This is a genomic window from Amycolatopsis sp. NPDC026612, from assembly GCF_040638285.1.
Classification (GTDB): Bacteria; Actinomycetota; Actinomycetes; order Mycobacteriales; family Pseudonocardiaceae; genus Amycolatopsis.
In genome coordinates, this window is the sequence record NZ_JBEZYB010000031.1 from 62,637 (window position 1) to 86,165 (window position 23,529).

Genomic DNA, 23,529 nt, shown 5'->3' on the forward strand with positions numbered 1-23,529 from the left:
GTGTTCGACCTCACGGCAAAAGGCGCGAAGTTACCTCCGGGTCATGACCCATCCGGGTAGTTCGCGCACGCCCAGCCGACACTACCGGCTGGTACTCCTTTTCCAGTCGAGAGCGGATCAATAGCGTTACGAATCGTGAACGCCGTCACCGAACCCGAGACCCTGTCCGAGCTGATCGCCGACTGTGCGCTCATCCCCGCAACGCTGCAGGCCGAGAGCCTGCCGCTGCCCCGCGTCACGGCCCAGCCGTGGGAGGTCGACGAGGTGTGCCACGCCCAGGTGGCCGAGCTCGACGCCTACGTGTAGGCCCGCAGGAACGAAGAAGGCCCCGCCCTCCGAACGGAGGGCGGGGCCTTTCTCACGTGCTGCCGAAGCCCCGTGCTGCCGAAGCTCAGTGGCGCCCGAGACTCAGTGGAACGAGTCGCCGCAGGCGCAAGAGCCGGTGGCGTTCGGGTTGTCGATCGTGAAGCCCTGCTTCTCGATCGTGTCCACGAAGTCGATGACGGCTTCCGACACGTACGGCGCGCTCATCCGGTCGACGGCGACCCGGAGGCCGTCGAAGTCGCGGAACAGGTCACCGTCGAGCGTGCGCTCGTCGAAGAACAGCTGGTAGCGCAGGCCCGCGCAGCCACCGGGCTGGACGGCGATGCGCAGGTGCATGTCGTCGCGGCCCTCCTGCTCGAGCAGAGCCTTCGCCTTGGCGGCCGCGGTGTCGGTCAACGTGACCCCGTGGGTCTCCTCGGCGGTCGCGGCCTGCGTCGCGCCGGCGTGCTCAGCGGTCGTCATGGCACTCCCTCATAAAGTCGAACTCGCTGCGGATACTCCTCGTGCTGACGTCTTCAACACCCGGAGCGTCCGATCTGTTCCCCCACCATCGTCGCACATGGATCGACCTGGTTACCGGCGGCGTGACGCCTGCAATACCCTGATGACGTGAGGTTCCTGCGCCGAAGCACCACAGACACCGCCGCCGAAGAGCCGGAGGCGGCCGAAGCCGTCGACGTCGCCGGCAAGGCGTACACGCCCAGTAAGGGCAAAGCTACGCCGAAGCGCCGCGAAGCGGAGGCGAAGCGGCGGGGCCCGGTGGCGCCGCCGCCCACCACCATGCGTGAGGCGATGAAGCGCAACAAAGAGCTGCGCAAGGCGAACCCGCAGAGCAAGGACGAGCGCCGGGCGGCGGCCAAGGCGCGCCGCGAGGCGATGATGCGCGGCGACGACAAGGCCCTGCTGCCGCGCGACCGCGGGCCGGTCAAGGCCTACGTCCGCGACCTGGTCGACAGCCGCCGCAACCTGCTCGGCCTGTTCATGCCGCTGGCCATCGTGGTGTTCCTGGCGCTGCTGGTGCCGCTGCCGCAGGTGCAGTCGTACATCACGCTCCTGTGCACGGCGATGCTGCTGGTGATGGCGATCGAGGGCTTCGTGAACGGCCGCAAGATCGCGAAGCTGGTGCGGGAGAAGTTCCCGAAGGAGACGACGAACGGGCGCTCGATCGGCTGGTACGCGTTCGTGCGGGCGTCCCAGATCCGGCGGCTGCGGATGCCGAAGCCACGGCTGAAGCCCGGGGACCCGATCCCCAACTGAGCGACATCGAAGAAGCCGGGTGGAGCAAGCCTCCACCCGGCTTCTTGCTGTCCGGCCCGCCCCGAGCGTCGCGGGGCGGCGGACGAGGGTGGAGTCACTCCCGGATCGTTAGCAAAGTAAACGATTACCGCCTAGGCTGGCGGCATGGAGTTTCGTCGTCTCGGCCGCAGCGGCCTCAACGTCAGTGAGATCTCGTACGGGAACTGGCTCACCCACGGTTCCCAGGTCGAAGAGGATCGGGCGCACGCCTGCATCCAGGCCGCCCTCGACGCCGGCATCACCACCTTCGACACCGCCGACGCCTACGCCAACACCGCCGCCGAGTCCGTGCTCGGGCGCGGCCTCAAGGGGCAGCGCCGCGAAAGCCTGGAGATCTTCACCAAGGTCTACTGGCCCACCGGCCCCAAGGGCCCCAACGACCGGGGCCTGTCCCGCAAGCACGTCATGGAATCGGCGCACGCGAGCCTGCGGCGGCTCGGCACCGACTACGTCGACCTCTACCAGGCGCACCGGTTCGACCGGCACACCCCGCTCGAAGAGACCATGGTCGCCTTCGCCGACCTCGTGCGGCAGGGCAAGGTGCTCTACGTCGGCGTCTCCGAGTGGACCGCCGAGCAGATCTCCCGCGGCGCGGCCCTCGCCCGTGAGCTGAAGATCCCGCTCGTGTCGAACCAGCCGCAGTACAACATGCTCTGGCGCGTCATCGAGGACCAGGTCATCCCCGCCTCCGAGCGCGAAGGCCTGAGCCAGATCGTCTGGTCGCCGATCGCACAGGGCGTGCTCACCGGCAAGTACAAGCCGGGCCAGGCCTACCCCGAGGGCTCGCGCGCCACCGACGAGAAGGGCGGCGCCGACATGGTCGCCCGCTTCCTCGACGACAACGTCCTCAAGCGCGTCGCCGAGCTGGAACCACTCGCCCGGCAGGCCGGCCTGAGCCTCGCGCAGCTGGCCGTCGCGTGGGTGCTGCAGAACCCGAACGTCGCCTCGGCGATCATCGGGGCTTCGCGTCCGGAGCAGGTGCACGAGAACGTCAAGGCGGCGGGCAAGAAGCTCGACGCCGACCTCCTGACCGCCATCGACGAGGTGCTCGGTGACGTCGTCGAGCGCGACGCGAGCCTGACCAAGAGCCCCTAGTCCTGGTTGATCCGGCCCTGGAACGGCACCCCGAGGTCGAACGCGGCCTCGGGGGCCATCCGGGGCTCCAAGCCGAATCCGCGCAGGAGGCGGCCGGCACCGGCCAGCCGGTCGCCGCCGCGTCCCGGCAGGCGCGAGGGCGTGAGACCGTGGGAGGCGAGCAGGCTCTCGACGTCGTCGATCAGCCGGTACGGGTCGTAGTCACCCACGGACCCAGGTCTTCCCCGTGATCCGCTCGTAGACCTCGGTGTAGCGCTGCCGCGTCTGCTCGACGATGTCCGCGGGGATCTCCGGCCCGGGCGGGGTCTGGTCCCAGCCCGTCGAACGCGACCAGTCACGCACGAACTGCTTGTCGAAGGCGTGCTGCGGGCGGCCCGGCTCCCACTCGTCGGCCGGCCAGAACCGCGACGAGTCCGACGTCAGGACCTCGTCGCCCAGGGTCAGCGTGCCGTCGGCGTCGAACCCGAACTCCAGCTTCGTGTCGGCGATGATGACGCCCTGCGCGGCGGCGTGTTCGGCGCCCTTCGTGTAGATCTCCAGCGTCAGCTCGCGAAGCCGCTTCGCGGTGTCCTCGCCGATCTCGTTCATGACCTCGTCGAAGGTCATGAACTCGTCGTGGCCGGTGTCGGAGATCTTCGTCGTCGGCGTGAAGATCGGCTCCGGCAGCTTGTCGCCCTCGACCAGCCCCGGCGGCAGCGCGACGCCGGAAATCCTGCCGTCGCGCTGGTACTCCCGCAGGCCCAGACCGGCGAGGTAGCCACGCGCGATGCACTCGACCTGGACCATCTTCAGCGGCTTGCAGCGCATCGCGCGCCCGGCGAACTCCTCCGGCACGTCGATGGTCGACACGACGTGGTTCGGGACGACGTCGGTCATCCGGTCGAACCACCACGCGGACAGCTGGTTGAGCAGCTTGCCCTTGTCCGGGATCGGCGTCGGCAGCGAGACGTCGTAGACCGAGACACGGTCGGACGCGACGAGCAGGATGTCCCCGCCGCCGAGTTCGTACAGGTCACGGACCTTGCCCGCGTGGATGTGCTTCATTCGCCGTCCTCAGTCGTGTACTCGTAGAAAACCCAGTGGCCGGGCAAGGCGGCGGATTCGCCGTACTCGACGACCGTCCCGTCGGCCGCCAGGAAGGTGCTCCGGCCGAGCAGCACCGGCGACCCGGCGGGCAGCCCCAGCTCGGCCGTCTCCTCCTCGCCCGCCCGGCCCGCCGCGTGCCGTTCCTGCGTCGTCGCGATCTTCGTGCCGAGCCGGGCCGCCACGTGGGCCGCGGTGCCCTCGACGATCCGCTCCGCCACCAGCAGCGCCGGGGCCTTCGCCGACAGTGCGCCGTCGAACCACGACGTCGACGTCGACAGCGGCCGCGAGTCGGGACCGTAGGTGGTGCGCCGACGGCGGATCGCCGGGGCGCCCTCCTCCAGGCCGAGTGCGGCGGCGGCGCGTTCGGGCACCGGCTCGAGGCCCGCCGACCGGATCACTGCGTAGTGGCCCGGCGGGTAGATCCGGCCCGTCCGCGCCACGGCGGTGGTGCGGTCGCGGGCCGTGCGGTGCAGGCCGCCGCGGTCGACGACCGTGCCGACGCCGCGCACGGGCCGCACGAGCCCCTGCGAGCGGAGCGTGGCCAGCACCTTGGTGGCCGTCGCCATCGCGACGGTCCAGGTGCGCGCTATCTCGCGGGCGGACGGCACTGCGTCGCCCTCCTGCAGCCGGCCGGACAGGATGTCGTCACGGATCCGGCCCGCGATCTGCAGGTACGGCGGCTCAGGGCGGTCGAGGGTGGGCAAGGCGGCTCCTCACAGGGACTACGCACAAGTGTTCTAGCACGCCGAGGGGTGTCCCACAAAGGGCTGTTCAGAACCACCCAGGTGTACTAGTACACGCTCTGGACTGCGCTCTAGTACGCAAGCTACCCTCTAAAGTGTGTCCCCGCCCACACCGCACACCGGCTCCAGCGGCCAGGGCCTCGAGGAACTCCTCGAGGAACTCCGGCGCCGCAACTGGGTGCTGCACCTGTTCGGCGGCCGCGAGGCGCCGGAGCTCTACGCGGCCGTGCACCGGTGGCCGACCTGCGCGGACGTCATCATCCTCCGCGACGAGCACCGGGCCAGCGCCTACCGGGTGCCGACCTTCCCGGGCACGGACGTCTTCAGCCCGCGGGTCGTCACCTGGCAGTACCACGCCACCCCGGTCTGGACGCTGCGGGCGGTGCTCACCCTGGCGGAGCCCGGCACCCCGGGCGCGCCGCTGCAGGCACTCCGGCCACAGCCGGACTGCCGGATCCCGCCGGAGCTGCGGCAGGACGTGACCATCCGGCCGACCGGACTCACCCCGGGGGGAGACGACGACGACGGCCCGCCCGCGTGCGCCTAGCGGTCACCGGGCTCGGCGGGCGAGCAGCCGCTCCGCGACGACCAGGTCGTGGGGGTACGTGATCTTGAGGTTTTCGGGAGCCCCCGGGACCCAGCGGATCGGCAGGGAGGAGAACCGCTCCATGCACGACGAAGTGTCCGTACCCACGAAGCCTTCGCGTTCGGCCTTCTCGTAGGCCTCGAGCAGCGGTCCGGCCCGGAAGCCCTGAGGCGTCTGGACGCGGATCGCGCCGGGCACCTGGGCGACCAGGTGCCCGGCATCCACCTCGACGACGTCGTCCGCGGCCAGGCCCGGCACAGCCCCCCCGTCCTCGCGTGCCCGGGTCAACACCGCACCGACCAGTTCGGGGTGGACCAGCGGCCGGGCCGCGTCGTGCAGCAGCACGGCGTCGACCCGGCCGCCTGTTATCCGCGGCGCGAGGTGGCGCAGCGCGTTCAGCTCGGACGCCTGACGGGTGTCCCCGCCGGGCACGACCTCGACGTCGCCGCCGAAGCCGGCGAGCACCTCTTCGGCGAGTTCCCGGTCCTGGGGCCGGATCACCAGCACCAGCACCCCGATGCCGGGCACCTTGGCGAAGGCGTCGAGGGACCAGGCCACGATCCGCCGGCCGGCGAGCGGCAGGTAGACCTTGTTCAGCTTCGCGCCGACGCGGGTCCCCGCGCCACTGGCCAGCACCACCGCGGCCGCCGTCGTCTCCACGAGCCGCGAGACTACTGGGCACCCGGAAGCGCGGCCGGACGCGTGGGCCGGCGGCCCCCGCCGCCGCCGTCTCCCCGTGCCGCGAGACTCGCCGCCCCGGGTGCCCGGTAGGTTGGCCACAGCGTTGCCTGGAACAGGAAGGGCCTGGTGTGGAGCCGGAAAACATCGAGTTCCCCGAGATCACCCCGCCCGACGAACACGCGCGGTCCGCGGCGATCGCGCTGCACGACAAGCTCGTCAAACCCGCCGGGTCGCTGGGGCGGCTCGAAGAGCTGGGCGTCTGGATCGCCGCCTGCCAGGGCCAGTCGCCGCCGCGGCCGTTCACCCGGCCGCGCGTCGTCGTGTTCGCCGGGGACCACGGCATCGCCGCGAAGGGGGTCTCCGCCTATCCCGCCGAGGTCACCGCGCAGCTGCTGGGCACGATGCTCACCGGCGGCGCCGCGATCAACGTGCTGGCCGCCGCCGCGGGCGCGAGCGTGCGCGTCGTCGACCTGGCCGTGGACACCGAAGCCCCGGCGACCCGCGCGATCGGCGAGTTCAAGGTCCGCCGCGGCTCGGGCTCCATCGACGTCGAAGACGCGCTGAGCACCGACGAGGCGAAGGCCGCCGTCCGCGCCGGGATCGCGATCGCCGACGCCGAGGTCGACGGCGGGGCGGACCTGCTCATCCCCGGTGACCTCGGGATCGGCAACAGCACGCCGGCGTCGGTGCTGGTGGCGGCGTTGACCGGCAGCGAGCCGGTCGCGGTGGTCGGCCGTGGCTCCGGCATCGACGACGACGCCTGGATGCGCAAGGCGACGGCGGTGCGCGACGCCCTGCGCCGGGCCCGCGTGGTGCTCGCCGACCCGGTCGCCCTGCTGCGCACCACGGCAGGCGCCGACATCGCGGCGATGGCCGGGTTCCTCGCCCAGGCCGCGGTCCGGCGGACGCCGGTGATCCTGGACGGCCTGGTGGCGTGCGCCGCGGCGCTCGTCGCCGAGGATCTCGCCCCGGGCGCGCGCCGCTGGTGGGTGGCGGGCCAGCGGACGGCCGAGCCGGCCCACGCCCTGGCGCTGGAGCACCTGGACCTGGGTCCGCTGCTGGAGCTGGACATCCGGCTCGGCGAAGGCACCGGCGCCGTCACCGCCCTGCCGCTGCTGATGATGGCCGCCCGCGTCCTCGCCGAGACGGCCACCCACGACCAGGCCGGGGTTTCCGGTCCGCTGATCACCGCTCCCGCTTCCTGACGAAAACGGCCCCCGCACCGAGGTGCGGGGGCCGTTTCGCCTGCCGTCAGCCGAGCTTGATCATCCAGTGGTCCGGGTCGGGGCGGGTGCCCTCCTGGATCCCCGTCAGCTCTTCACGCAGCTTCATCGTCAGCGTGCCCGGCTGCCCGTCGGCGATGGTGAACTCGCCACCGCCGTGCTTCACGTGGCCGACCGGGGTGATCACCGCCGCGGTGCCGCAGGCGAACGTCTCGGTCAGCTCGCCGGACGCCGCCGCCTTCTCCCACTCCTCGGTGGAGATGCGGCGCTCTTCGATCTTGTACCCCAGCCGCGCAGCGAGCTGCAGCAGCGACTTGCGGGTGACGCCGGGCAGCAGCGAGCCCGTCAGCTCCGGGGTCACCAGCCGGGCGTCCTCACCGGAGCCGAAGACGAAGAACAGGTTCATCCCGCCCATCTCCTCGACCCAGCGCCGTTCGACCGCGTCGAGCCAGACCACCTGGTCGCAGCCCTTCTCGACGGCCTGCGCCTGCGCCACGAACGACGCCGCGTAGTTGCCGGCGCACTTGGCCGCGCCGGTGCCGCCGGGCGCCGCGCGGACGTACTCGGTGGACAGCCAGACGCTGACCGGCTTCACGCCACCGGCGAAGTACGACCCCGCCGGGGAGGCGATGACCGTGTAGACGTAGTCGACGGCCGGGCTGTTGACGCCGAGCCCGGTGGACGTCGAGATCATGAACGGCCGCAGGTACAGCGCATCACCCTGCCGGGTGGGCACCCACCGGCTGTCGACGGCGACGAGTTCCCGCAGCGACTCGATGAAGACGTCCTCGGGCAGCTGCGGCATGGCGAGCCGCTCGGCCGACTGCCGGAACCGGAGGGCGTTGGCGTCCGGGCGGAACGACGCGATCGAGCCGTCCGGCTGGCGGTAGGCCTTGAGACCCTCGAAGATGGCCTGGCCGTAGTGCAGCACCGACGTCGCCGGGTCGAGCGTGAAGGGGGCGTACGGGCCGACCTGGGCGTCGTGCCAGCCCTCGGCCTTCGACCACTTGACGGTGACCATGTGGTCGGTGAAGTGCACCCCGAAACCGGGGGCGGTGAGTACCTCCGCGACACGGTCCGCGCTCGCAGGACTCGGGTGCGGGGCATGGGCGAACTGTGTCGTGGTCGTCATGGTTAGACGATACCGCTTGCTCGGAAGCGCGTTAGTCGGATGTCCATGTGTTCCGGGTCCCCCGCGCCCGCGGCGTGATGACTCTAGGATGCGCTGGTGACCTACCACTCCACTGAGCCGGTCCCCCGGCCCAAGAGCACCGGTGCCGACGTCAAGACGTTCGTCACCGCGGTGCTGCTGACTTTCGGCGTCGGCCTGCTCGGCATGGTCGGCTGGGCCGTGCTCAGCAGCGGCTTCGGCGGCTTCCTCGGCCTCGTCGCGGGCGTCTTCGGCGTCGTGTGGTGGCGGAAGGTCCACGGCAAGGCGTTCCCGCGCGTCATCCCGACGAAGTCGGTGGTGATCCTCGCGGTCGTCAACGCCGTGCTGGCGCTGATCCTTCTCCTGACCGCGGGCTGAGCGAGGCCAGCAGGCCGGGCGGGAGCTCGGGCGCCGGCCAGCCCGGGTCCGGGCGGAAGTCGGTGTCCGTGCCGTCGAACGGGTAGGTGCCGCGCTCGGCCAGCGCGCCGATCCGCTCGCCCTCGGCGCGCAGCCGGTCCAGCTGCTCCCGCGTCAGCCGCCCGGCGTCGATCGCGACCTCGGCCTCGTCCTCGTCGTCCCAGCGCCAGGTGCCGTCCGGGTCGACGATGACGTCGAGCACGCCGTCGATACGGTCCACCGCGCCGACACTCCGGCCGAGCGGGACCTCGAGGTTGACGTACCAGTTCGTGAACTTGCCGGTGGCGTCGAAGAACCACCACACCGACGACCATTCGTCCTCGGCGATGCGCCGCAGCGTGGACGTGCGGTGCCAGAAGTCGGGGACCGGCACCCGCGGGATGCGGAACCGCTGGTCCAGGGGCGCTTCCCGCAGTTCGCGGCCGTCGGCGAGCCTGCTGCCGATGATCGGCGTGCCCGCCGGCAGCCAGGCGCGCAGGACGTGGCCGTCGTCTTCGAGGACGCGCAGCGGGTGGACCTGGCCGATCGAGCCGTCGGGCCGGTGGAACCGTTCGACCACGGTTTCCCCCGGCCGCCAGCGTCGATCACTCACGGGTCCCACTGTACCTGCGCGCGCGTACACCCAGTAGCAGCTCGAACACGGCCGCCAGCCCCGCGACGACCAGTACGGGCAACACCGGCAGCAGGGCCGCGGCCGCCGCGGCGACGACGAGCCCGGCGAGCCCCGGCACCCCCGCCCGCGCCCGGACCTCGGTCCCGGCGGCGAACGCGGGCACCACGGTCGCGACCACGGCGAAGACCGTGAGCAGCGGCTGCAGCGCGTCGGCGTCGGCCGCGGACAGCAGGTCGCGCAGCGAGGTGAGCGACAGCCCGAGCCGCACCGCGCCGAGCTGGTGGAGCGCGGCGAAGGCGGCCAGGAGGGCGACCGCGCCGAGCAGCAGCACGCGCGGGCCCGCCTTCTCACGTCCGCCCGGCCGCAGGAAGGGCAGGGTGAGCACGGCGGCGACGAGAACGCCCGCGAAGTCCGGGGGCCGCAGGGCCTCCGCGGTCCCCACCGGCGGCACGGCCACGCACACCGCGACGAGCACGAGCCCCGCGGTGAGCAGCAGTCCCCCGGTGATCCGTACGACGATCGTCGGGATCTTCGGCCCGGCGAACCCCGCGCCGGCGACCACGACGACGAACGCCGCAGCGGCCGCTTCGCGGTGCGCCGGGAAGACGTAGGCGCCGAACGCGATCGCGTAGACCGCCACTTCGGACAGCCGCGCGACGGCCACCGCGACCCGGTCCACCAGGGCGTCCCCCGGTTCCGGCACCCGGGCCGTCACGCCTGCGGCGACCGCGGCCAGCACCAGCCCGGCGAGCAGCCACCAGCCCGCGCCCGCCGCCCCGGCCGCCAGCGCCACCAGCAGCCCACCGCCCAGCCGCACGCGGTCCCCTCCCTCTCCCTCTGTGCACCCGTGGTCCGGTCGTCATTAGCATGGCTCACGATCCCGACCGGGCCGGTGCCCGGTGCCACCGAGAACGCGCGAGGAGCCAGAAGTGACCGTGCCCAAGCTCGCCCTGTCCGACAACACCGGGGAGGCACTGGCCAAGACGCGCGCCGACGTGGTCGTCATCGGCACCCTGCAGGGCGACGCCGGTCCGGTGCTGGCACCCGGTGCCGCCGCCGTGGACGCCGCCTTCGACGGCCGCCTCGCCGGCCTGCTCGCCACCCTCGGCGCGAGCGGGAAGGCCGAAGAGGTCGTCAAGATCCCGACGCTGGGCAAGCTCGGGGCCGGTGTGGTCTTGGCCGTCGGCCTGGGCAAGGAGGGCGACGCCGTCACCCCCGAGCAGGTCCGCCGCGCCGCGGGTGCCGCCGGCCGCGCGCTGGCCGGCACCGACCGCGCGTTCGTCACGCTGTCCGAGCTCGACCTGCAGGCCGCCGTCGAGGGCACGATCCTCGGCTCCTACGTCTTCACCGCCTACCGCTCCGAGAAGGGCGACGCGCCGCTCGCGAAGGCCGACTTCGCGAGCCCGGCCGACGGCACCGCCCGCGAGCACAAGGCGACGCTGAAGGCGGCCGGCACCATCGCCGAGGCCGTGATCGTCGCCCGCGACCTGATCAACACCCCGCCGAACGACCTCTACCCGGCCTCCTTCGCCGACCGCGCGAAGAAGCTGGCCGAGGACAACGGCCTCGAGTTCGAGGTGCTCGACGAGAAGGCCCTGAAGCGCAAGGGCTTCGGCGGCATCCTCGGCGTCGGCGGCGGCTCGTCGCGCCCGCCGCGGCTGCTGCGCCTGGCCTACCAGCCGGCCAAGGCCGCCAAGAAGGTCGCGCTGGTCGGCAAGGGCATCACGTTCGACTCGGGCGGCATCTCGCTCAAGCCCGCCGCGAACATGGACCACATGACCTCGGACATGTCCGGCGCGGCCGGCGTGCTCGCGGCCGTGGTGCTGGCGGCGAAGCTGAAGTACCCGCTCGAGGTCGTCGCGCACATCCCGCTGGCGGAGAACCTGCCGTCGGGGACGTCGTACCGCCCGGGTGACGTGCTGACCATGTACGGCGGCAAGACCGTCGAGGTGCTCAACACCGACGCCGAGGGCCGCCTGGTCCTGGTCGACGCCATGGTGCGCGCGGCCGAGGAGAACCCGGACTACCTGATCGAGACCTCGACGCTGACCGGCGCCCAGCTCGTCGCGCTCGGCAACCGCACCGCCGGCGTGATGGGCTCGGAAGGCTTCCGCGACCGCGTCGCCGCGATCATGCAAGCCACCGGCGAAAACGGCTGGGCGATGCCGCTGCCGGAGGAACTGCGCGCCGACCTCGACTCGCGCCTGGCCGACCTGGCCAACGTGACCGGCCACCGCTGGGGCGGCATGCTGGCCGCCGGGATCTTCCTGCGCGAGTTCGTCGCCGACGGCCTCGACTGGGTCCACATCGACATCGCAGGCCCGTCGTTCAACACCGGCTCCCCGTGGGGCTACACCGGCAAGGGCGGCACCGGCGTGCCGGTCCGGTCGATCGCCGCGGTGCTGGCGGACATCGCCGCCAACGGCTGAGTGGAACCGGGCGAATACCTCGAAGCGGCGGTCAGGGACGTCCTGACCGCCGCTTCGTCCACTGTGGACGAGCAAATCGGGTACGCCGCTCTCCTGCTCGCGGTCACCGGCGCCCTCGACGAGGCCGACCGGCTGATCACCCACTGGCTGGCCCGCACGGAACGGCCGGTCGACGCGCTCGCCGCCGGGCCCGTGCGGGCGCGCGCGTGGGCGATGCTGTTCGAAGCCCGGGGCGCGCGTCCGGACTGGGCGGCAGGCCTGCCGCCGCTCGACCTCGACGCCGAAGAGCGGGCGCACACGGCTTCGTTGCGAAGGCCGGTCTCCGCCCTGGACGGCGTCCTCCCGCCGGGCCCGATCGCGGAGGTGGTCAAGCACGTCGCGCCCGCGCGCCCGGACCGTGTCCGCACGGCGCTGGCCGACGGTGACCTCGAGCTTTGGGCCTCCCTCGCCGGGCCACGCCCCGACGTCGCGACGGTGGCGGCGACCCGCACCGTCGCCCCGGCGCTGGTGGCCGGCGCGGACCCGCTCGGGCTGCGCGACTGGGCTCCGACCTGCGCGGGTGCCCTGGTCGCGGCGCTGCACGAGCGGTACCCGCCGGACCTGGGCACGTGGTCCGGGCTGATCGAGGAAATCCTGCGGCTGCGCGGCCGCACCACGGCGACCGGCCCGGCGGAACCCCGGCCCGGGCCGGAACCCCGGCCCGGGCCGGAACCACGGGACAGCGGCCGGGCCGCTCTCCCGCCCCCGGCGTCGGAGGCGGCGATCCGCTCGGCGGAGCTGCGGCTGGGCGTCGAACTGCCGGAGGACCACCGCGAATTCCTGCGCACCTGCGACGGCCTGCCCGCCGACGTGGTGTTTCCCCGCTTGCTGGGCACCGCGGACCTGCGCGCCGAGGACGGCGTCGTGGTCCTCTCGGAGCCCGCGGTCCTGCTGCTTTCGGCCGGGCACGTGGTCGAGGTCGACCCGGTCCTCGGCACCACGGTCCACCGGTCGTTCCGCGCGGCGCTGGTCCAGCACGCCACCCTGCTCGCCCAGGCGAGCTAGCTTGGACCGCGTGACCACCCTCACCGCGGAGAAGATCACGCCCGAAAACGTCGCCGCCGCCTGCCAGCTCGCCGTCCAGCCACACCAGAAGGCCTTCGTCGCGCCCGTCGCCGTCTCGCTCGCCGAGGCCTACGCCCAGCCGGACATCGCCTGGCCGCGGCTGATCCTCCGGGACGGGGAACCGGTCGCCTTCGTCATGGGCGCGTTCGACCCGCACGCGGAGCTCGACTTCTTCCGCTGCGGGATCTGGCGGCTCAACGTCGGCGCCGGCGTCCAGGGCCGCGGCTACGGCCGGTTCGCCGTCGAGACCGTCCTCGAAGAGGCCCGGCGGCGCGGTCAGAAGGCCGCGACCGTGCTGTGGATCCCGCTCGAAGGAGGGCCGGAGGACTTCTACCTCAAGCTGGGCTTCCGCCCCACCGGGCAGACCTTCAACGGCGAGGTGGTCGGCCGGATCGAGCTTTAGACCTGGCCGCGCTTCTTCCGCTCGGTGTACTCGCGCATCCGCTTCGGGTAGCCGACGCGGGCGACCTCGTAGACGGGGATCGACCGGCGGTGCCCGAACTGCTGCGCGGCCTCCAGGCTGCCGATCCGGCGGCGGGTCCATTCGCCGTCGTGGGCGATCAACACCACAGTGGTGTCGGTGACGTTGGTCTTCGGCTCCACGAAGGCCTCGACCCCCCTCCGGGAGGTCGCCCACTCGTCGAGGTGGCGGGTGTCCTCGGAGCTGGCTTTCCGCAGCGTACCGGCCCGTCGCCCACCCTTGGCCCGCCTGCGCAGCGAGTCGAAGAGCCCCACCTCGACCACCTCTCCTCCCGAGACATCCCTCCGTCATTATCCCGATGTCCGCGTGTGGTCGGCGTCGCACACCCGGCTAGCTCGCAGCCCCGTCCGGCCTAGTGACAAGATGGCGGTGTCGCGCGCGCGGTTATACCGGGCAGGGGCGACGACAGAGCATCACCCCACTGCTTGCCGAGGAGCTAATGAAGTGACCGACACCTCCGCCGACCTCGTGATCCTGGGAGGCGGATCGGGCGGCTACGCCGCGGCGTTCCGCGCGGCCGAGCTGGGCCTTTCCGTCACGCTGATCGAGAAGGACAAGCTGGGCGGGACGTGCCTCCACCGGGGCTGCATCCCGACCAAGGCCCTGCTGCACGCCGCCGAGGTCGCCGACGAAACCCGTGAAGCCGAAGCGGTCGGCGTCAAGGCCGTCTTCGAGGGCATCGACATCGCCGGGGTCAACAAGTACAAGGACGGGATCGTCTCCCGCCTGTACAAGGGCCTGCAGGGCCTGGCCAAGGCGCACAAGGTGAACCTCGTCGAGGGCAGCGGCACGTTCGTCGGCGGCACGACCGTCGAGGTGGACGGCACCCGCTACACCGGCAAGAACGTCATCCTCGCCACCGGCTCGTACTCGCGCACGCTGCCCGGCCTGGAGCTCGGCGGCCGCATCATCGCCAGCGAGCAGGCCCTCTCCCTCGACTACGTCCCCAAGAAGGTCGTGGTGCTGGGCGGCGGCGTCATCGGCGTCGAGTTCGCCAGCGTCTGGGCCTCCTTCGGCGTCGACGTCACCATCGTCGAGGCCCTGCCGCGGCTGGTCCCGAACGAGGACGAGTTCGCGTCCAAGCAGCTCGAGCGCGCCTTCCGCCGCCGCAAGATCGCCTTCAAGACCGGTGTGAAGTTCACCGGCGCGAAGCAGGACGACACCAGCGTGAGCGTTTCGCTGGAGTCCGGCGAGACCATCGAGGCCGACCTGCTGCTGGTCGCCGTCGGCCGCGGGCCGAACTCGGCGGGCCACGGCTACGAGGAGGCCGGCGTCAAGATCGAGCGCGGCTTCGTCCTCACCGACGAGCGGCTGCGCACCAACCTCCCGAACGTGTACGCCGTCGGCGACATCGTCCCCGGCCTGCAGCTCGCCCACCGCGGCTTCCAGCAGGGCATCTTCGTCGCCGAGGAGATCGCCGGGCAGAACCCGCGCGTGATCGACGAGAGCGGCATCCCGCGGGTCACCTACTCGCACCCGGAGGTCGCGTCGGTCGGGCTGACCGAGTCGCAGGCCAAGGACAAGTACGGCTCCGACGTCACGACGTTCACCTACGACCTCGGCGGCAACGGCAAGAGCCAGATCCTCAAGACCTCCGGCGGGGTGAAACTGATCAAGGCGCCGGACGGCCCCGTCGTGGGTGTACACATGGTGGGCGACCGCGTCGGCGAGCTGATCGGCGAAGCGCAGCTGATCTACAGCTGGGAAGCCTTCCCCGAGGACGTCGCCCCCCTCATCCACGCCCACCCGACCCAGACCGAGGCCCTCGGTGAAGCGTTCCTTGCCTTGGCCGGCAAGCCGCTGCACGTGCACAGCTGACGTCCCACCAGCAGAATCCAGACCACGCAGAATCTTGAAAGAGGAGTCAGCGAACGATGGCCTACTCCGTCACACTGCCGGAGCTCGGGGAGAGCGTCACCGAAGGCACCGTCACCCGGTGGCTTAAGCAGGAGGGCGACACCGTCGAGGTCGACGAGCCGTTGCTCGAGATCTCGACCGACAAGGTCGACACCGAGGTGCCCTCCCCGGTGGCGGGCACGGTCGTGAAGATCAGCGCCCAGGAGGACGAGACCGTCGAGGTCGGCGGCGAGCTCGCCGTGATCGACGACGGCACCGGCGGCGTGCCGGAGTCCTCCGCCCCGGCGCAGGACGAGCAGAAGTCCGAGCCGGAGCCCGAGCAGTCCTCCGAGCCCGAGCCCGAGCCGCAGGCTTCCGACAGCGCGCCGAGCAAGCCGGACACCGCGCCGGCCGCCGGCGGCGAAGGCACCGAGGTGAAGCTGCCCGAGCTGGGCGAAAGCGTCACCGAGGGCACCGTCACGCGCTGGCTGAAGCAGGTCGGCGACGCGGTCGAGGTCGACGAGCCACTGCTCGAGATCTCCACCGACAAGGTGGACACCGAGGTGCCGTCGCCGGTGGCCGGCACGGTGCTGGAGATCCGCGCGGGCGAGGACGAGACCGTCGAGGTCGGCGGCGTCCTGGCCGTGATCGGTGACGCCGGTGCGGCGCCGAAGGCCGAGTCCGAGCCGAAGCCGGAACCCAAGCCGGAGCCGAAGCCCGAGCCCAAGCCGGAGCCGGTTCAGGAGTCGAAGCCCGAGCCCAAGCCCGAGCCCAAGCCGGAACCGAAGCCCGAGCCGCAGGCCGCCCCCGCGGCCAAGGCGACCGAGGCGGCCCCGGCCGCCGCGGCGAAGGACGGCTCGGCGGACGGCCCGTACGTCACCCCGCTGGTCCGCAAGCTCGCGTCGGAGCACGGCATCGACCTCGCGTCGCTGACCGGCAGCGGCGTCGGCGGCCGGATCCGCAAGCAGGACGTCCTGGCCGCGGCCGAGGAGAAGCAGAAGCAGAAGCAGCAGGCTGCCACTCCGGCCGCTGCTGCGCCGGCCGCCGCCGCTGCCCCGTCGGCGCCCGCCGCGCGTCCCGCGGCCGCAGTATCGCCGGAACTGGCCGCGCTGCGCGGCACGGTGCAGAAGGCCAGCCGGATCCGCCAGATCACGGCCACCAAGACCCGCGAGTCGCTGCAGATCGCCGCGCAGCTCACGCAGGTCCAGGAGGTCGACGTCACCAAGATCGCCAAGCTGCGGCAGCGGGCGAAGGCGGGCTTCAAGGAGCGCGAGGGCGTCAACCTGACGTTCCTGCCGTTCTTCGCGAAGGCCACGGTCGAGGCGCTCAAGCAGCACCCGAACGTCAACGCGTCCTACAACGAGGACACGAAGGAGATCACCTACCACGGCGCCGTGCACCTGGGCATCGCGGTGGACACCGAGCGCGGCCTGCTCTCGGTCGTGATCCACGACGCGGGCGAGCTGAGCCTGGCCGGTCTCGCGCACCGGATCGCCGACCTGGCGGGACGGGCGCGGTCGGGCCAGATCAAGCCGGACGAGCTGTCCGGTGGCACCTTCTCGATCACGAACATCGGCAGCGTCGGCGCGCTGTTCGACACGCCGATCATCGTGCAGCCGCAGTCGGGCATCCTGGGCACGGGCGCGGTCGTCAAGCGCCCGGTCGTGGTCGCGGACGCCGACGGCAACGACACGATCGCCGTCCGGTCGATGGCGTACCTGCCGCTGACCTACGACCACCGCCTAGTGGACGGGGCCGACGCGGGCCGCTTCCTGACGACGATCAAGCAGCGTCTGGAAGAGGGCAACTTCGAGAGCGAACTCGGCCTCTGAGCCGCTGAACGCCGCCGAAGGCCATCACCGGGGCAGCCCGGTGGTGGCCTTCGGCGTATCCGGGGAGGACGGCGATGGCGGAGCCCACCTGGTTCGCGGCACACCGCGAAGACGTCTCGGTGGTGGCGACCGACGGCCGGTACCACCTGGCGCACAACGCCGGGGTGCCCCGGGTCCTGGCCTCGACGATCAAGGTCGTCCACCTGCTCGCCTACACGACCGCGGTCGCCGGCGGGCTCGACCCGGCGGAACCGGTCCGGGTCGGTGACTGGGACGCGTTCCACCCCTTCGAGGGCGACGGCCCGCGCGGCGCGGGCGCTCACCTGCGGGCCCTCACCTCGCTGGGCATCGCCTGCGACGAATTCGGCGTCGCCCGCGATCCGGAGCGGCTCGTCCCGCTCGACGCGATCGCCTCGGCGATGATCACCGAGAGCGACAACGCGGCCCCCGACTACCTGCGGGCCCGGCTCGGCGACGAGGCACTGCGGGCCGCGGCCGCGGCCGGCGGCTGGCCCGATCCGGATCTCCGCTGGTTCTGCGGCGAAACCCTGCGCTCGTACCACCCCGGCCAACCGGACCTGACCGCCCGCTTCACCGGCGATCCCGCGTTCCGGCGGGACGTCCTGGACCGCGTCCGCGGCGAGCCGATCTCCGACGAAGCGGAGTGGGCCTGGACGCGGGAGACGGCCCGGGGCACGGCCGCGGAGCTGTTCGCCTTCCACCGCCACCTCGCCGTCGCGGACACCCGCGCCGCCGCGCTCGCGCGCCGGAAACTCGGCGGCACCGTGCGGTTCAAGGGCGGCTCCCTGCCGCGCAGCCGGGGTTTCGGCCTGTCCACGGACGAGGCGGCCATCGCGATGTTCTACACCGGAACGGGTTTCCCCGACGTCCCGCTCGCCACGTTCGGCCTGGCGATCCTGGCCGACCTCCCCGCCTTCGCGCGGGACCTGGGCGTGCGGGCCGGACCCTGATGGGCCACGATCGAACCATGCGAGTACTGATCGCCGGAGCGAGCGGCTTGATCGGGTCGGCGCTGGGCGAACGTCTGCGGCGCGACGGCCACGAAGTCCGCCGTCTGGTGCGGCGTGAAGCGCGCGAAGGCGGCGAATTCCGCTGGGACCCGCCGTCGGGCACCGTCGCGAGCGGCGCCTTCGAAGGCGTGGACGCCGTCGTGAACCTGTGCGGCCGGGCGCTGTTCCCCGGCCGGTGGAGCGCGATGCGCAAGCAGCAGCTGACCGATAGCCGGGTCGAGCCGACCGAGGTGCTCGCCGAAGCCGTCGCCGAACACGGCGTCGGGGTGTTCGTCAACGCGTCCGCCGTCGGGTACTACGGCCACACCCACGAGTCCATTGTGGACGAAGCCGCGCCGCGCGGGCGGGGCTTCCTCGCCGAGCTGTGCGAAGCGTGGGAAGCGGCGACGGCGGGTGCCGGGGACGCGCGGGTCGTGAAGCTCCGGACCGGGCTGGTGCTGTCGGCCGAGGGCGGGCTCTACGGCACGCTGCGCCCGCTGTTCTCGCTGGGCCTGGGCGGCAGGCTCGGCCACGGCCGCCAGTACATGGCGTGGATCTCGCTCGAGGACGAGATCGGCGCGATCGTCCACGTCCTGACGCACGACGACGTCTCCGGGCCGGTCAACCTGTCGGGTCCGGCACCGGTGACCAACGCCGAGTTCACCCGCGCGGTCGGCCGCGCGCTGCACCGGCCCGCGCCGTGGCGGGTGCCCGGGATCGCGCTCAAGGCCGCGCTCGGCCAGGCCGGTGAGGAGATGGCGCTGTTCGGGCAGCGAGCCGTGCCGGCCGCGCTCGAGCGGTCCGGGTACGCGTTCCGGCACCGCACCCTGGACAGCGCGCTCGCCGCCGCATGAGCGTTCCGGTGCAGCGCTGGCTCGTCGTGGGCGTGGTGCTCTCGGCGGCGTTCGTGCTGCTCGGACTGGGCGTTGCGCGGCATCCGCTGGCCCTCGACGTCGCGGTCTCGGACGCGCTTCGCGGCACGTACGCCCGGCCGCTCGGCCGGGTCGCGCAGGCCGGGAGCGACGTCCTCGGCCCGGTGCTCCCCTTCGTCCTCGGTGCGGCGCTGCTCGCACTGGCGCTGCGCCGGCGCGAGCACCTGGGCCTGTGCCTCCGGCTCGCCGCGGTGCTCGTGCTCTGCCGGCTGACCAGCCTGGTGGGCAAGCCGCTCTTCCTGCGGGAACGCCCGCGCGGCTACCCGGATCTGAGCTACCCGAGCGGGCACGTGGTGTCGGTGGCGAGCACCGGCTTCGTCCTGGTCCTGCTGTGCGCGTGGCTGTGGCCGCGGCTGGTCCGGCGCGTCGCGGCCGCGGTGGCCGTCGCGACCGTGCTGTCGGCCGCCTGCCGCGTCGTGCTCGGCGTGCATTGGGTCACCGACACGATCGGCGCAGTGCTGGCGGTGGCGGGTGTCGGGCTGCTCTCAGCGTGCGCCTTGCGGCTGCTTCCGCCGGGTGACGGGCGTAGCCTCCACGGGTGAGTTCTTCCCGCACTTCCTGCCGCGCCAGCACCGAGCCCGTCGACGTCCGGGAGCTCGGCACGATCGACTACACCGAAGCCTGGGAGCTCCAGCGCAGCCGGCTCACCGCCCGTGCGGACGGCACCGCGCCGGACACGATGCTCCTGCTGCAGCACCCGTCGGTGTACACCGCGGGCAAGCGCACCGAGCCGGCCGACCGGCCCGTGGACGGCACCCCGGTGATCGACGTCGACCGCGGCGGCAAGATCACCTGGCACGGCCCCGGCCAGCTGGTCGGCTACCCGATCGTCCAGCTCGCCGACCCGATCGACGTCGTGCACTACGTGCGGCGGCTCGAGGAGGCGCTGATCCACGTGTGCGACCAGCTGGGCGTGGCGAGCGGCCGCGTCGAGGGCCGCAGCGGCGTGTGGATCCCGGCCGACGACCGCGGCATCGAGCGTAAGATCGCGGCGATCGGCATCCGCGTCCAGCGGGGCGTGACGATGCACGGCTTCGAGCTGAACTGCAACCCCGACCTGGCTGCGTTCGACACGATCGTCCCGTGCGGCATCCGCGACGCGGGCGTGACGTCGCTGTCCTACGAGCTCCAGCGGGACGTCACGGTGGAGGCGGTGCTCCCGCTGGCCCGCGACGCGGTCCTGGCCGCGCTCGAAGGCGAGCTCCCGGTGAGCGAGGACCGCTGGCTGCCGCGTCCGGAGGCCCCGAAGGCCGCGGGCGTCACCTTCGCTCTGCAGAACTGAAAACCGTGAAGGCCACCTGGGGACACCAGGTGGCCTTCACGGTTCGAGGGTCCGAAACTGTCGGCCCGTCGCGCTAGCGTGGAGATCGGGGGCTGCTCAGTCCAGCTGCGGCGCGACCTCGGCGGCGATCAGCTCGAGCTGGTCCAGGTCGGAGAGGTCCAGCAGCTGCAGGTACACCCGCGTGATCCCGGTCTTCTCCCGCCACTGCCCGATCCGGTCGACGACCTCCGCGGGCGTCCCGGCCAGGCCGTTGGCCCGCAGCTCGTCGACGTCCCGCCCGATGACCGAAGCCCGGCGCGCGACCTCTTCGTCGGAGCGGCCCACGCCGGCGACCAGCGCCACCGACCGCAGGATCTCCTTCGGGTCGCGGCCGATCTCCTCCGCCGCCGCCTCGACGCGGGCGAACTGCGCCGCCGCCGTCTCGGTGTCGACGAACGGCAGGTTGAACTCGTCGGCGAACCGTGCGGCCAGCGCCGGGGTGCGCTTCTTGCCCCCGCCGCCGATGATCACCGGCGGCGCCGGGGCCTGCGCCGGCTTCGGCAGACCGGGCGAATCCGTCAGCGTGTAGTACTCGCCCTTGAACGAGTACGTCGAGCCCACCGGCGTCTTCCACAGCCCGGTGATGATCTCGAGCTGCTCGGCGTAGCGGTCGAAGCGCTCCTTCAGCGGCGGGAGCGTCAGGCCGTACGCCTCGTGCTCGGCGTCGTACCAGCCGGAGCCGAGACCGAACTCGACGCGGCCGCCCGACATCCGGTCGACCTGCGCCACGGAGATGGCCAGCGGTCCGGGGTGCCGGAACGTCGCCGCGGTGACGAGCGTGCCGAGCCGGATCCGGCTGGTTTCCCTGGCCAGGCCGGCGAGGGTGATCCAGGCGTCGGTCGGCCCGGGCAGGCCGTCGGCCGAGCCCATCTTCAGGTAGTGGTCGCTGCGGAAGAAGGCGTCGTACCCGGCGGCTTCGGTCGCCTTCGCAACACGCAGCAGGTCGTCGTAGCTGGCCCCTTGCTGGGGCTCGGTGAAGATCCTCAAGTCCACGACATCAGCCTATAGAGACATCGGGCTCCGTGCGCCGCAAGCGGACCAGCATGCGGACGATGACGTCCTCGATCTCGGCGCCGACCTTCTTCGGGTCCGGCGAGCTGGCGATTTCGGTCGCCGCGCTCGACAACGCGCCGAACAGCAGCCGCGCGGTGACCTCGACCGGCACCGGCTCGACCTCGCCGGCGTCGATCAGCGACTGCAGGCCCGCGCGGACCAGCCCGAAGCTGCACCGCTCCTCGGCCTCGCGCCAGCGTTCCCAGCCCATCACGACCGGCGCCTCGTGGATCGCGATCCGCTGGTAGGCGGGGTCGAGGCAGGCGCGGATGAACGCGTTGAGCGCGCCGAGGGCCCGTTCCCACGGCGAGCCGTCGCCGGTCATGATCTTGTCGAGCCGGTCGTAGACGAGGCTTTCGACCTGGTCGAACGCGGCTTCGAACAGCGCCTGCTTGCCGCTGAAGTGGTGGTACAGCGCCCCTTTGGTCACCCGGGCGCGTTTGGCGATCTCGTCGAGCGAGGTACCCGCGTAACCGCGTTTGGTGAACAGTTCGACCGCGCTGTCGACCAGCGCGGACCGCGTCGACTCGGAATAGTCGAGTCGTCTGGACCTCATTGTCGCCACCTTCACAACTTTACGCCCGGAACGGCTCTCCATACTCATGGTATGTTCGGCGCGTCAGGTCCGTACCGGGAGTATGCCGCAGACCCGCGGTATGACCCGGGCCACGGAAGGGGAGCCCCCACGATGAGCTGGACAGACTTCTACCGACGTCAGGAAATCCTCGACGCCGCCGTCCGCGTGGCCGCCCGGAACCCGGGCGCGCCGCTGCCGCCGGCCGAGGTTCCCGGTGCCGAAGAGCACTTCGGCACCGAGGAGAACGTCCTGGCGGCCCTGCAGTACAAGTGGACGCAGGCGCTGACCGGACGGCTGCGCGCCGAGTTCGTCGACCCGGACGACGCCGACGGCCTCGGCGACCACGTCGACGCCATCACCCGCGCGTGGCGCGCCACCGTCGAAGAGCACGCCGATCTCCGCGCGGTGCTCGACGGCGCGTACGAGCGGAACGCGTCGCTGCGCCGCAGGCACGAGAGCGAGCTGCGGATGCTCGCCGTCACGGCCGGGCTGGCCGACCCGCGCGAGCCGGCCGCCGAGGTCGCCAAGGTGGGCCACGCGCTCGAGGCGCTGCTGCGCGCGAGCCGCGAGGAATCCGTCCGCCGCCGTCCCGTGCTGGGACACCTGCGGCGGCTGCTCGCGCCCAGTGCGTGAACCGGGTTAAGTAGGCGCATGACACAGCGCTGGACCGAAGCCGACATCGCCGGGCAAAGCGGCCGGACCGTCCTGGTCACCGGGGCGAACTCCGGCCTCGGCCTCCGCACCGCCGAGGTGCTCGCGGGCAAGGGGGCCCGCGTTCTCCTCGCCTGCCGGTCCGCCGAACGCGGCGCCAAGGCCCTCGACCAGGTCCGCGCGGCCGCCGCGGGCACCGCACCCGAGCTCATCCCACTGGACCTGAGCGAGCTCGCGTCGGTGCGCGCGGCCGCCGTGGCCGTGCGGGAACGCACCGGCGACGCGCTGGACGTGCTGGTCAACAACGCCGGCGTGATGGCGACCGCCCGCGGCCGCACGGCCGACGGGTTCGAGCTGCAGTTCGGCACCAACCACCTCGGGCACGCGGCGCTGACCTGGCTGCTGCTGCCCGCGCTGCGCGGCGGGCGGGCCGCGCGGGTCGTCGCGCTCTCGAGCATCGCCGCCACCGGCGCGCGGATCGACCTCGACGATCCCAACGGTGAGCACCGCCGCTACAACCCGGCCACGGCGTACGGGCAGTCGAAGCTCGCCAACCAGGTGTTCGCCCTCGAACTCGACCGGCGGCTGCGCGCGGCAGGCGACGACGTCCTCAGCGTCGCCGCCCACCCCGGGTACACCGCGACCGGGCTCGGCAGCGGCATGGCGCGGTCGTACACCAACCCGGTCGTCCGCTCGGCGATCGCCGGCGGCCACCGGATCGGCGAGCTCCTGTTCGCGCAGAACGTCCGCCAGGGCGCGCTGCCGCAGCTGTACGCGGCCACCGCGGACGGCGTCGAGGGCGGCGACTACATCGCGCCGGGCGGCCTCGGCGGGCTGCGCGGCCACCCGGTCAAAGCGCGTCCCCTCCCCGCCGCACGCAGCACCTCGCTGGGCGCCGGGTTGTGGGACGTCACGGCGAAGCTGACCGGCGTCACCCCCGATCCCGCGTAGCCAGGACGGGCGTACGGTTGGTGCCGTGAGTGCTGCACCTGAAGGCCGGAAGCTGCTGCGTCTCGAGGTTCGCAACAGTGAGACGCCGATCGAGAAGAAGCCGCCGTGGATCAAGACGCGGGTGCGGATGGGTCCGGA

Annotated in this window: 28 protein-coding genes and 1 pseudogene; 18 read left to right on the forward strand and 11 right to left on the reverse strand. The window is 72.3% G+C overall.

Going from position 1 to position 23,529, the window contains the following annotated elements; all coding sequences use genetic code 11:
• Nucleotides 1–135: 135 nt before the first annotated feature.
• Nucleotides 136–306 carry a hypothetical protein gene (locus AB0F15_RS25920; RefSeq protein ID WP_360275208.1) on the forward strand — a complete coding sequence of 57 codons (171 nt, stop codon included), beginning with the start codon at nucleotides 136–138 and terminating at the stop codon, nucleotides 304–306.
• Between the two features lie 102 nt (nucleotides 307–408).
• Here AB0F15_RS25920 and AB0F15_RS25925 read toward each other — a convergent pair whose 3' ends face one another.
• Nucleotides 409–786: an iron-sulfur cluster assembly accessory protein gene (locus AB0F15_RS25925; protein ID WP_360275211.1), complete on the reverse strand. Its 378-nt coding sequence runs from the start codon at nucleotides 784–786 to the stop codon at nucleotides 409–411.
• A 147-nt stretch (nucleotides 787–933) separates the two neighbouring features.
• Between AB0F15_RS25925 and AB0F15_RS25930 the strand changes: the two genes are divergently transcribed.
• Both AB0F15_RS25930 and AB0F15_RS25935 read left to right on the forward strand, forming a co-directional pair.
• On the forward strand, nucleotides 934–1,581 hold the full coding sequence (locus tag AB0F15_RS25930) for a DUF3043 domain-containing protein (protein WP_360275213.1): 648 nt from the start codon (nucleotides 934–936) through the stop codon (nucleotides 1,579–1,581).
• Nucleotides 1,582–1,725: 144 nt separating this feature from the next.
• The gene (locus AB0F15_RS25935; RefSeq protein ID WP_360275215.1) at nucleotides 1,726–2,715 is read left to right on the forward strand and encodes an aldo/keto reductase family protein; all 990 of its coding nucleotides are present in this window, start codon (nucleotides 1,726–1,728) and stop codon (nucleotides 2,713–2,715) included.
• Here AB0F15_RS25935 and AB0F15_RS25940 read toward each other — a convergent pair.
• From AB0F15_RS25940 to AB0F15_RS25950, 3 genes are read right to left on the reverse strand one after another with little or no spacing between them, the layout of a single operon-like run.
• Nucleotides 2,712–2,924, reverse strand: coding sequence for a hypothetical protein (locus AB0F15_RS25940; protein ID WP_360275218.1), 213 nt, complete (start codon nucleotides 2,922–2,924; stop codon nucleotides 2,712–2,714). The two genes, AB0F15_RS25935 and AB0F15_RS25940, sit on opposite strands and share 4 nt — an antisense overlap.
• Nucleotides 2,917–3,759, reverse strand: a complete 843-nt coding sequence (locus AB0F15_RS25945; protein ID WP_360275221.1) for a phosphoribosylaminoimidazolesuccinocarboxamide synthase — start codon at nucleotides 3,757–3,759, stop codon at nucleotides 2,917–2,919. Before AB0F15_RS25945 ends, AB0F15_RS25940 begins: the two co-directional genes overlap by 8 nt.
• A complete protein-coding gene (locus AB0F15_RS25950; protein ID WP_360275224.1) occupies nucleotides 3,756–4,505 on the reverse strand; it encodes a GntR family transcriptional regulator in 750 nt (249 codons plus the stop codon). Before AB0F15_RS25950 ends, AB0F15_RS25945 begins: the two co-directional genes overlap by 4 nt.
• 136 nt (nucleotides 4,506–4,641) lie before the next feature.
• On the opposite strand from AB0F15_RS25950, the gene AB0F15_RS25955 reads away from it, so the two are divergent.
• Complete coding sequence (locus AB0F15_RS25955) at nucleotides 4,642–5,091, forward strand: hypothetical protein (RefSeq protein ID WP_360275226.1); 450 nt, start codon at nucleotides 4,642–4,644, stop codon at nucleotides 5,089–5,091.
• A 3-nt stretch (nucleotides 5,092–5,094) separates the two neighbouring features.
• Here the strand turns inward: AB0F15_RS25955 and AB0F15_RS25960 are convergent, their stop codons facing one another.
• Complete coding sequence (locus AB0F15_RS25960; RefSeq protein ID WP_360275229.1) at nucleotides 5,095–5,790, reverse strand: IspD/TarI family cytidylyltransferase; 696 nt, start codon at nucleotides 5,788–5,790, stop codon at nucleotides 5,095–5,097.
• Nucleotides 5,791–5,939: 149 nt separating this feature from the next.
• On the opposite strand from AB0F15_RS25960, the gene cobT reads away from it, so the two are divergent.
• Entirely contained in the window at nucleotides 5,940–7,016 is a 1,077-nt protein-coding gene (cobT, locus tag AB0F15_RS25965; protein WP_360275232.1) for a nicotinate-nucleotide--dimethylbenzimidazole phosphoribosyltransferase, read from the forward strand.
• Nucleotides 7,017–7,062: 46 nt separating this feature from the next.
• Here cobT and AB0F15_RS25970 read toward each other — a convergent pair whose 3' ends face one another.
• Entirely contained in the window at nucleotides 7,063–8,166 is a 1,104-nt protein-coding gene (locus tag AB0F15_RS25970; RefSeq protein ID WP_360275235.1) for a branched-chain amino acid aminotransferase, read from the reverse strand.
• A 96-nt stretch (nucleotides 8,167–8,262) separates the two neighbouring features.
• Here AB0F15_RS25970 and AB0F15_RS25975 point away from each other — a divergent pair, with 96 nt between their 5' ends.
• Entirely contained in the window at nucleotides 8,263–8,562 is a 300-nt protein-coding gene (locus AB0F15_RS25975; protein ID WP_360275238.1) for a hypothetical protein, read from the forward strand.
• Here AB0F15_RS25975 and AB0F15_RS25980 read toward each other — a convergent pair.
• Both AB0F15_RS25980 and AB0F15_RS25985 read right to left on the reverse strand, forming a co-directional pair.
• Complete coding sequence (locus AB0F15_RS25980; protein WP_360275241.1) at nucleotides 8,519–9,193, reverse strand: DUF402 domain-containing protein; 675 nt, start codon at nucleotides 9,191–9,193, stop codon at nucleotides 8,519–8,521. The two genes, AB0F15_RS25975 and AB0F15_RS25980, sit on opposite strands and share 44 nt — an antisense overlap.
• The gene (locus AB0F15_RS25985; RefSeq protein WP_360275244.1) at nucleotides 9,186–10,031 is read right to left on the reverse strand and encodes a hypothetical protein; all 846 of its coding nucleotides are present in this window, start codon (nucleotides 10,029–10,031) and stop codon (nucleotides 9,186–9,188) included. The genes AB0F15_RS25980 and AB0F15_RS25985 overlap by 8 nt, the downstream gene beginning before the upstream one ends.
• Nucleotides 10,032–10,143: 112 nt before the next feature.
• On the opposite strand from AB0F15_RS25985, the gene AB0F15_RS25990 reads away from it, so the two are divergent.
• Genes AB0F15_RS25990 through AB0F15_RS26000 form a run of 3 tightly spaced genes read left to right on the forward strand, consistent with a single transcriptional unit; the run spans nucleotide 10,144 to nucleotide 13,150 of the window.
• On the forward strand, nucleotides 10,144–11,643 hold the full coding sequence (locus AB0F15_RS25990) for a leucyl aminopeptidase (RefSeq protein ID WP_360275247.1): 1,500 nt from the start codon (nucleotides 10,144–10,146) through the stop codon (nucleotides 11,641–11,643).
• A complete protein-coding gene (locus tag AB0F15_RS25995; protein ID WP_360275250.1) occupies nucleotides 11,644–12,687 on the forward strand; it encodes an SMI1/KNR4 family protein in 1,044 nt (347 codons plus the stop codon). It abuts the gene before it with no gap.
• A gap of 10 nt (nucleotides 12,688–12,697) precedes the next feature.
• On the forward strand, nucleotides 12,698–13,150 hold the full coding sequence (locus AB0F15_RS26000) for a GNAT family N-acetyltransferase (protein WP_360275252.1): 453 nt from the start codon (nucleotides 12,698–12,700) through the stop codon (nucleotides 13,148–13,150).
• On the opposite strand, the gene AB0F15_RS26005 is transcribed toward AB0F15_RS26000, so the two are convergent.
• Nucleotides 13,147–13,491 (reverse strand): oxidoreductase, encoded by a 345-nt coding sequence (locus tag AB0F15_RS26005; protein WP_360275255.1) that lies wholly within the window; start codon nucleotides 13,489–13,491, stop codon nucleotides 13,147–13,149. The genes AB0F15_RS26000 and AB0F15_RS26005 overlap by 4 nt on opposite strands.
• Before the next feature lie 181 nt (nucleotides 13,492–13,672).
• Between AB0F15_RS26005 and lpdA the strand changes: the two genes are divergently transcribed.
• The 6 genes from lpdA (at nucleotide 13,673) to lipB (ending at nucleotide 20,120) form a co-directional block, all read left to right on the forward strand.
• On the forward strand, nucleotides 13,673–15,046 hold the full coding sequence (gene lpdA / locus AB0F15_RS26010; RefSeq protein WP_360275258.1) for a dihydrolipoyl dehydrogenase: 1,374 nt from the start codon (nucleotides 13,673–13,675) through the stop codon (nucleotides 15,044–15,046).
• Between the two features lie 56 nt (nucleotides 15,047–15,102).
• Complete coding sequence (sucB, locus tag AB0F15_RS26015; protein ID WP_360275261.1) at nucleotides 15,103–16,896, forward strand: 2-oxoglutarate dehydrogenase, E2 component, dihydrolipoamide succinyltransferase; 1,794 nt, start codon at nucleotides 15,103–15,105, stop codon at nucleotides 16,894–16,896.
• A 74-nt stretch (nucleotides 16,897–16,970) separates the two neighbouring features.
• Nucleotides 16,971–17,867 (forward strand): serine hydrolase, encoded by an 897-nt coding sequence (locus AB0F15_RS26020; protein ID WP_360275264.1) that lies wholly within the window; start codon nucleotides 16,971–16,973, stop codon nucleotides 17,865–17,867.
• Nucleotides 17,868–17,884: 17 nt separating this feature from the next.
• Complete coding sequence (locus AB0F15_RS26025; RefSeq protein WP_360275266.1) at nucleotides 17,885–18,760, forward strand: TIGR01777 family oxidoreductase; 876 nt, start codon at nucleotides 17,885–17,887, stop codon at nucleotides 18,758–18,760.
• Nucleotides 18,757–19,380, forward strand: a complete 624-nt coding sequence (locus AB0F15_RS26030; protein WP_360275269.1) for a phosphatase PAP2 family protein — start codon at nucleotides 18,757–18,759, stop codon at nucleotides 19,378–19,380. Before AB0F15_RS26025 ends, AB0F15_RS26030 begins: the two co-directional genes overlap by 4 nt.
• Complete coding sequence (gene lipB, locus AB0F15_RS26035) at nucleotides 19,377–20,120, forward strand: lipoyl(octanoyl) transferase LipB (protein ID WP_360275272.1); 744 nt, start codon at nucleotides 19,377–19,379, stop codon at nucleotides 20,118–20,120. The genes AB0F15_RS26030 and lipB overlap by 4 nt, the downstream gene beginning before the upstream one ends.
• Nucleotides 20,121–20,216: 96 nt before the next feature.
• On the opposite strand, the gene AB0F15_RS26040 is transcribed toward lipB, so the two are convergent.
• Complete coding sequence (locus AB0F15_RS26040) at nucleotides 20,217–21,152, reverse strand: LLM class F420-dependent oxidoreductase (protein WP_360275275.1); 936 nt, start codon at nucleotides 21,150–21,152, stop codon at nucleotides 20,217–20,219.
• A gap of 4 nt (nucleotides 21,153–21,156) precedes the next feature.
• Nucleotides 21,157–21,768, reverse strand: coding sequence for a TetR/AcrR family transcriptional regulator (locus tag AB0F15_RS26045; protein WP_360275278.1), 612 nt, complete (start codon nucleotides 21,766–21,768; stop codon nucleotides 21,157–21,159).
• A 132-nt stretch (nucleotides 21,769–21,900) separates the two neighbouring features.
• Between AB0F15_RS26045 and AB0F15_RS26050 the strand changes: the two genes are divergently transcribed.
• The 3 genes and pseudogenes from AB0F15_RS26050 to AB0F15_RS26060 form a co-directional block, all read left to right on the forward strand.
• Nucleotides 21,901–22,422 (forward strand): hypothetical protein, encoded by a 522-nt coding sequence (locus AB0F15_RS26050; protein WP_360275281.1) that lies wholly within the window; start codon nucleotides 21,901–21,903, stop codon nucleotides 22,420–22,422.
• A gap of 18 nt (nucleotides 22,423–22,440) precedes the next feature.
• A complete protein-coding gene (locus AB0F15_RS26055) occupies nucleotides 22,441–23,391 on the forward strand; it encodes an oxidoreductase (RefSeq protein ID WP_360275283.1) in 951 nt (316 codons plus the stop codon).
• A 25-nt stretch (nucleotides 23,392–23,416) separates the two neighbouring features.
• Nucleotides 23,417–23,529: pseudogene (locus tag AB0F15_RS26060) on the forward strand (lipoyl synthase); the annotation flags it as partial.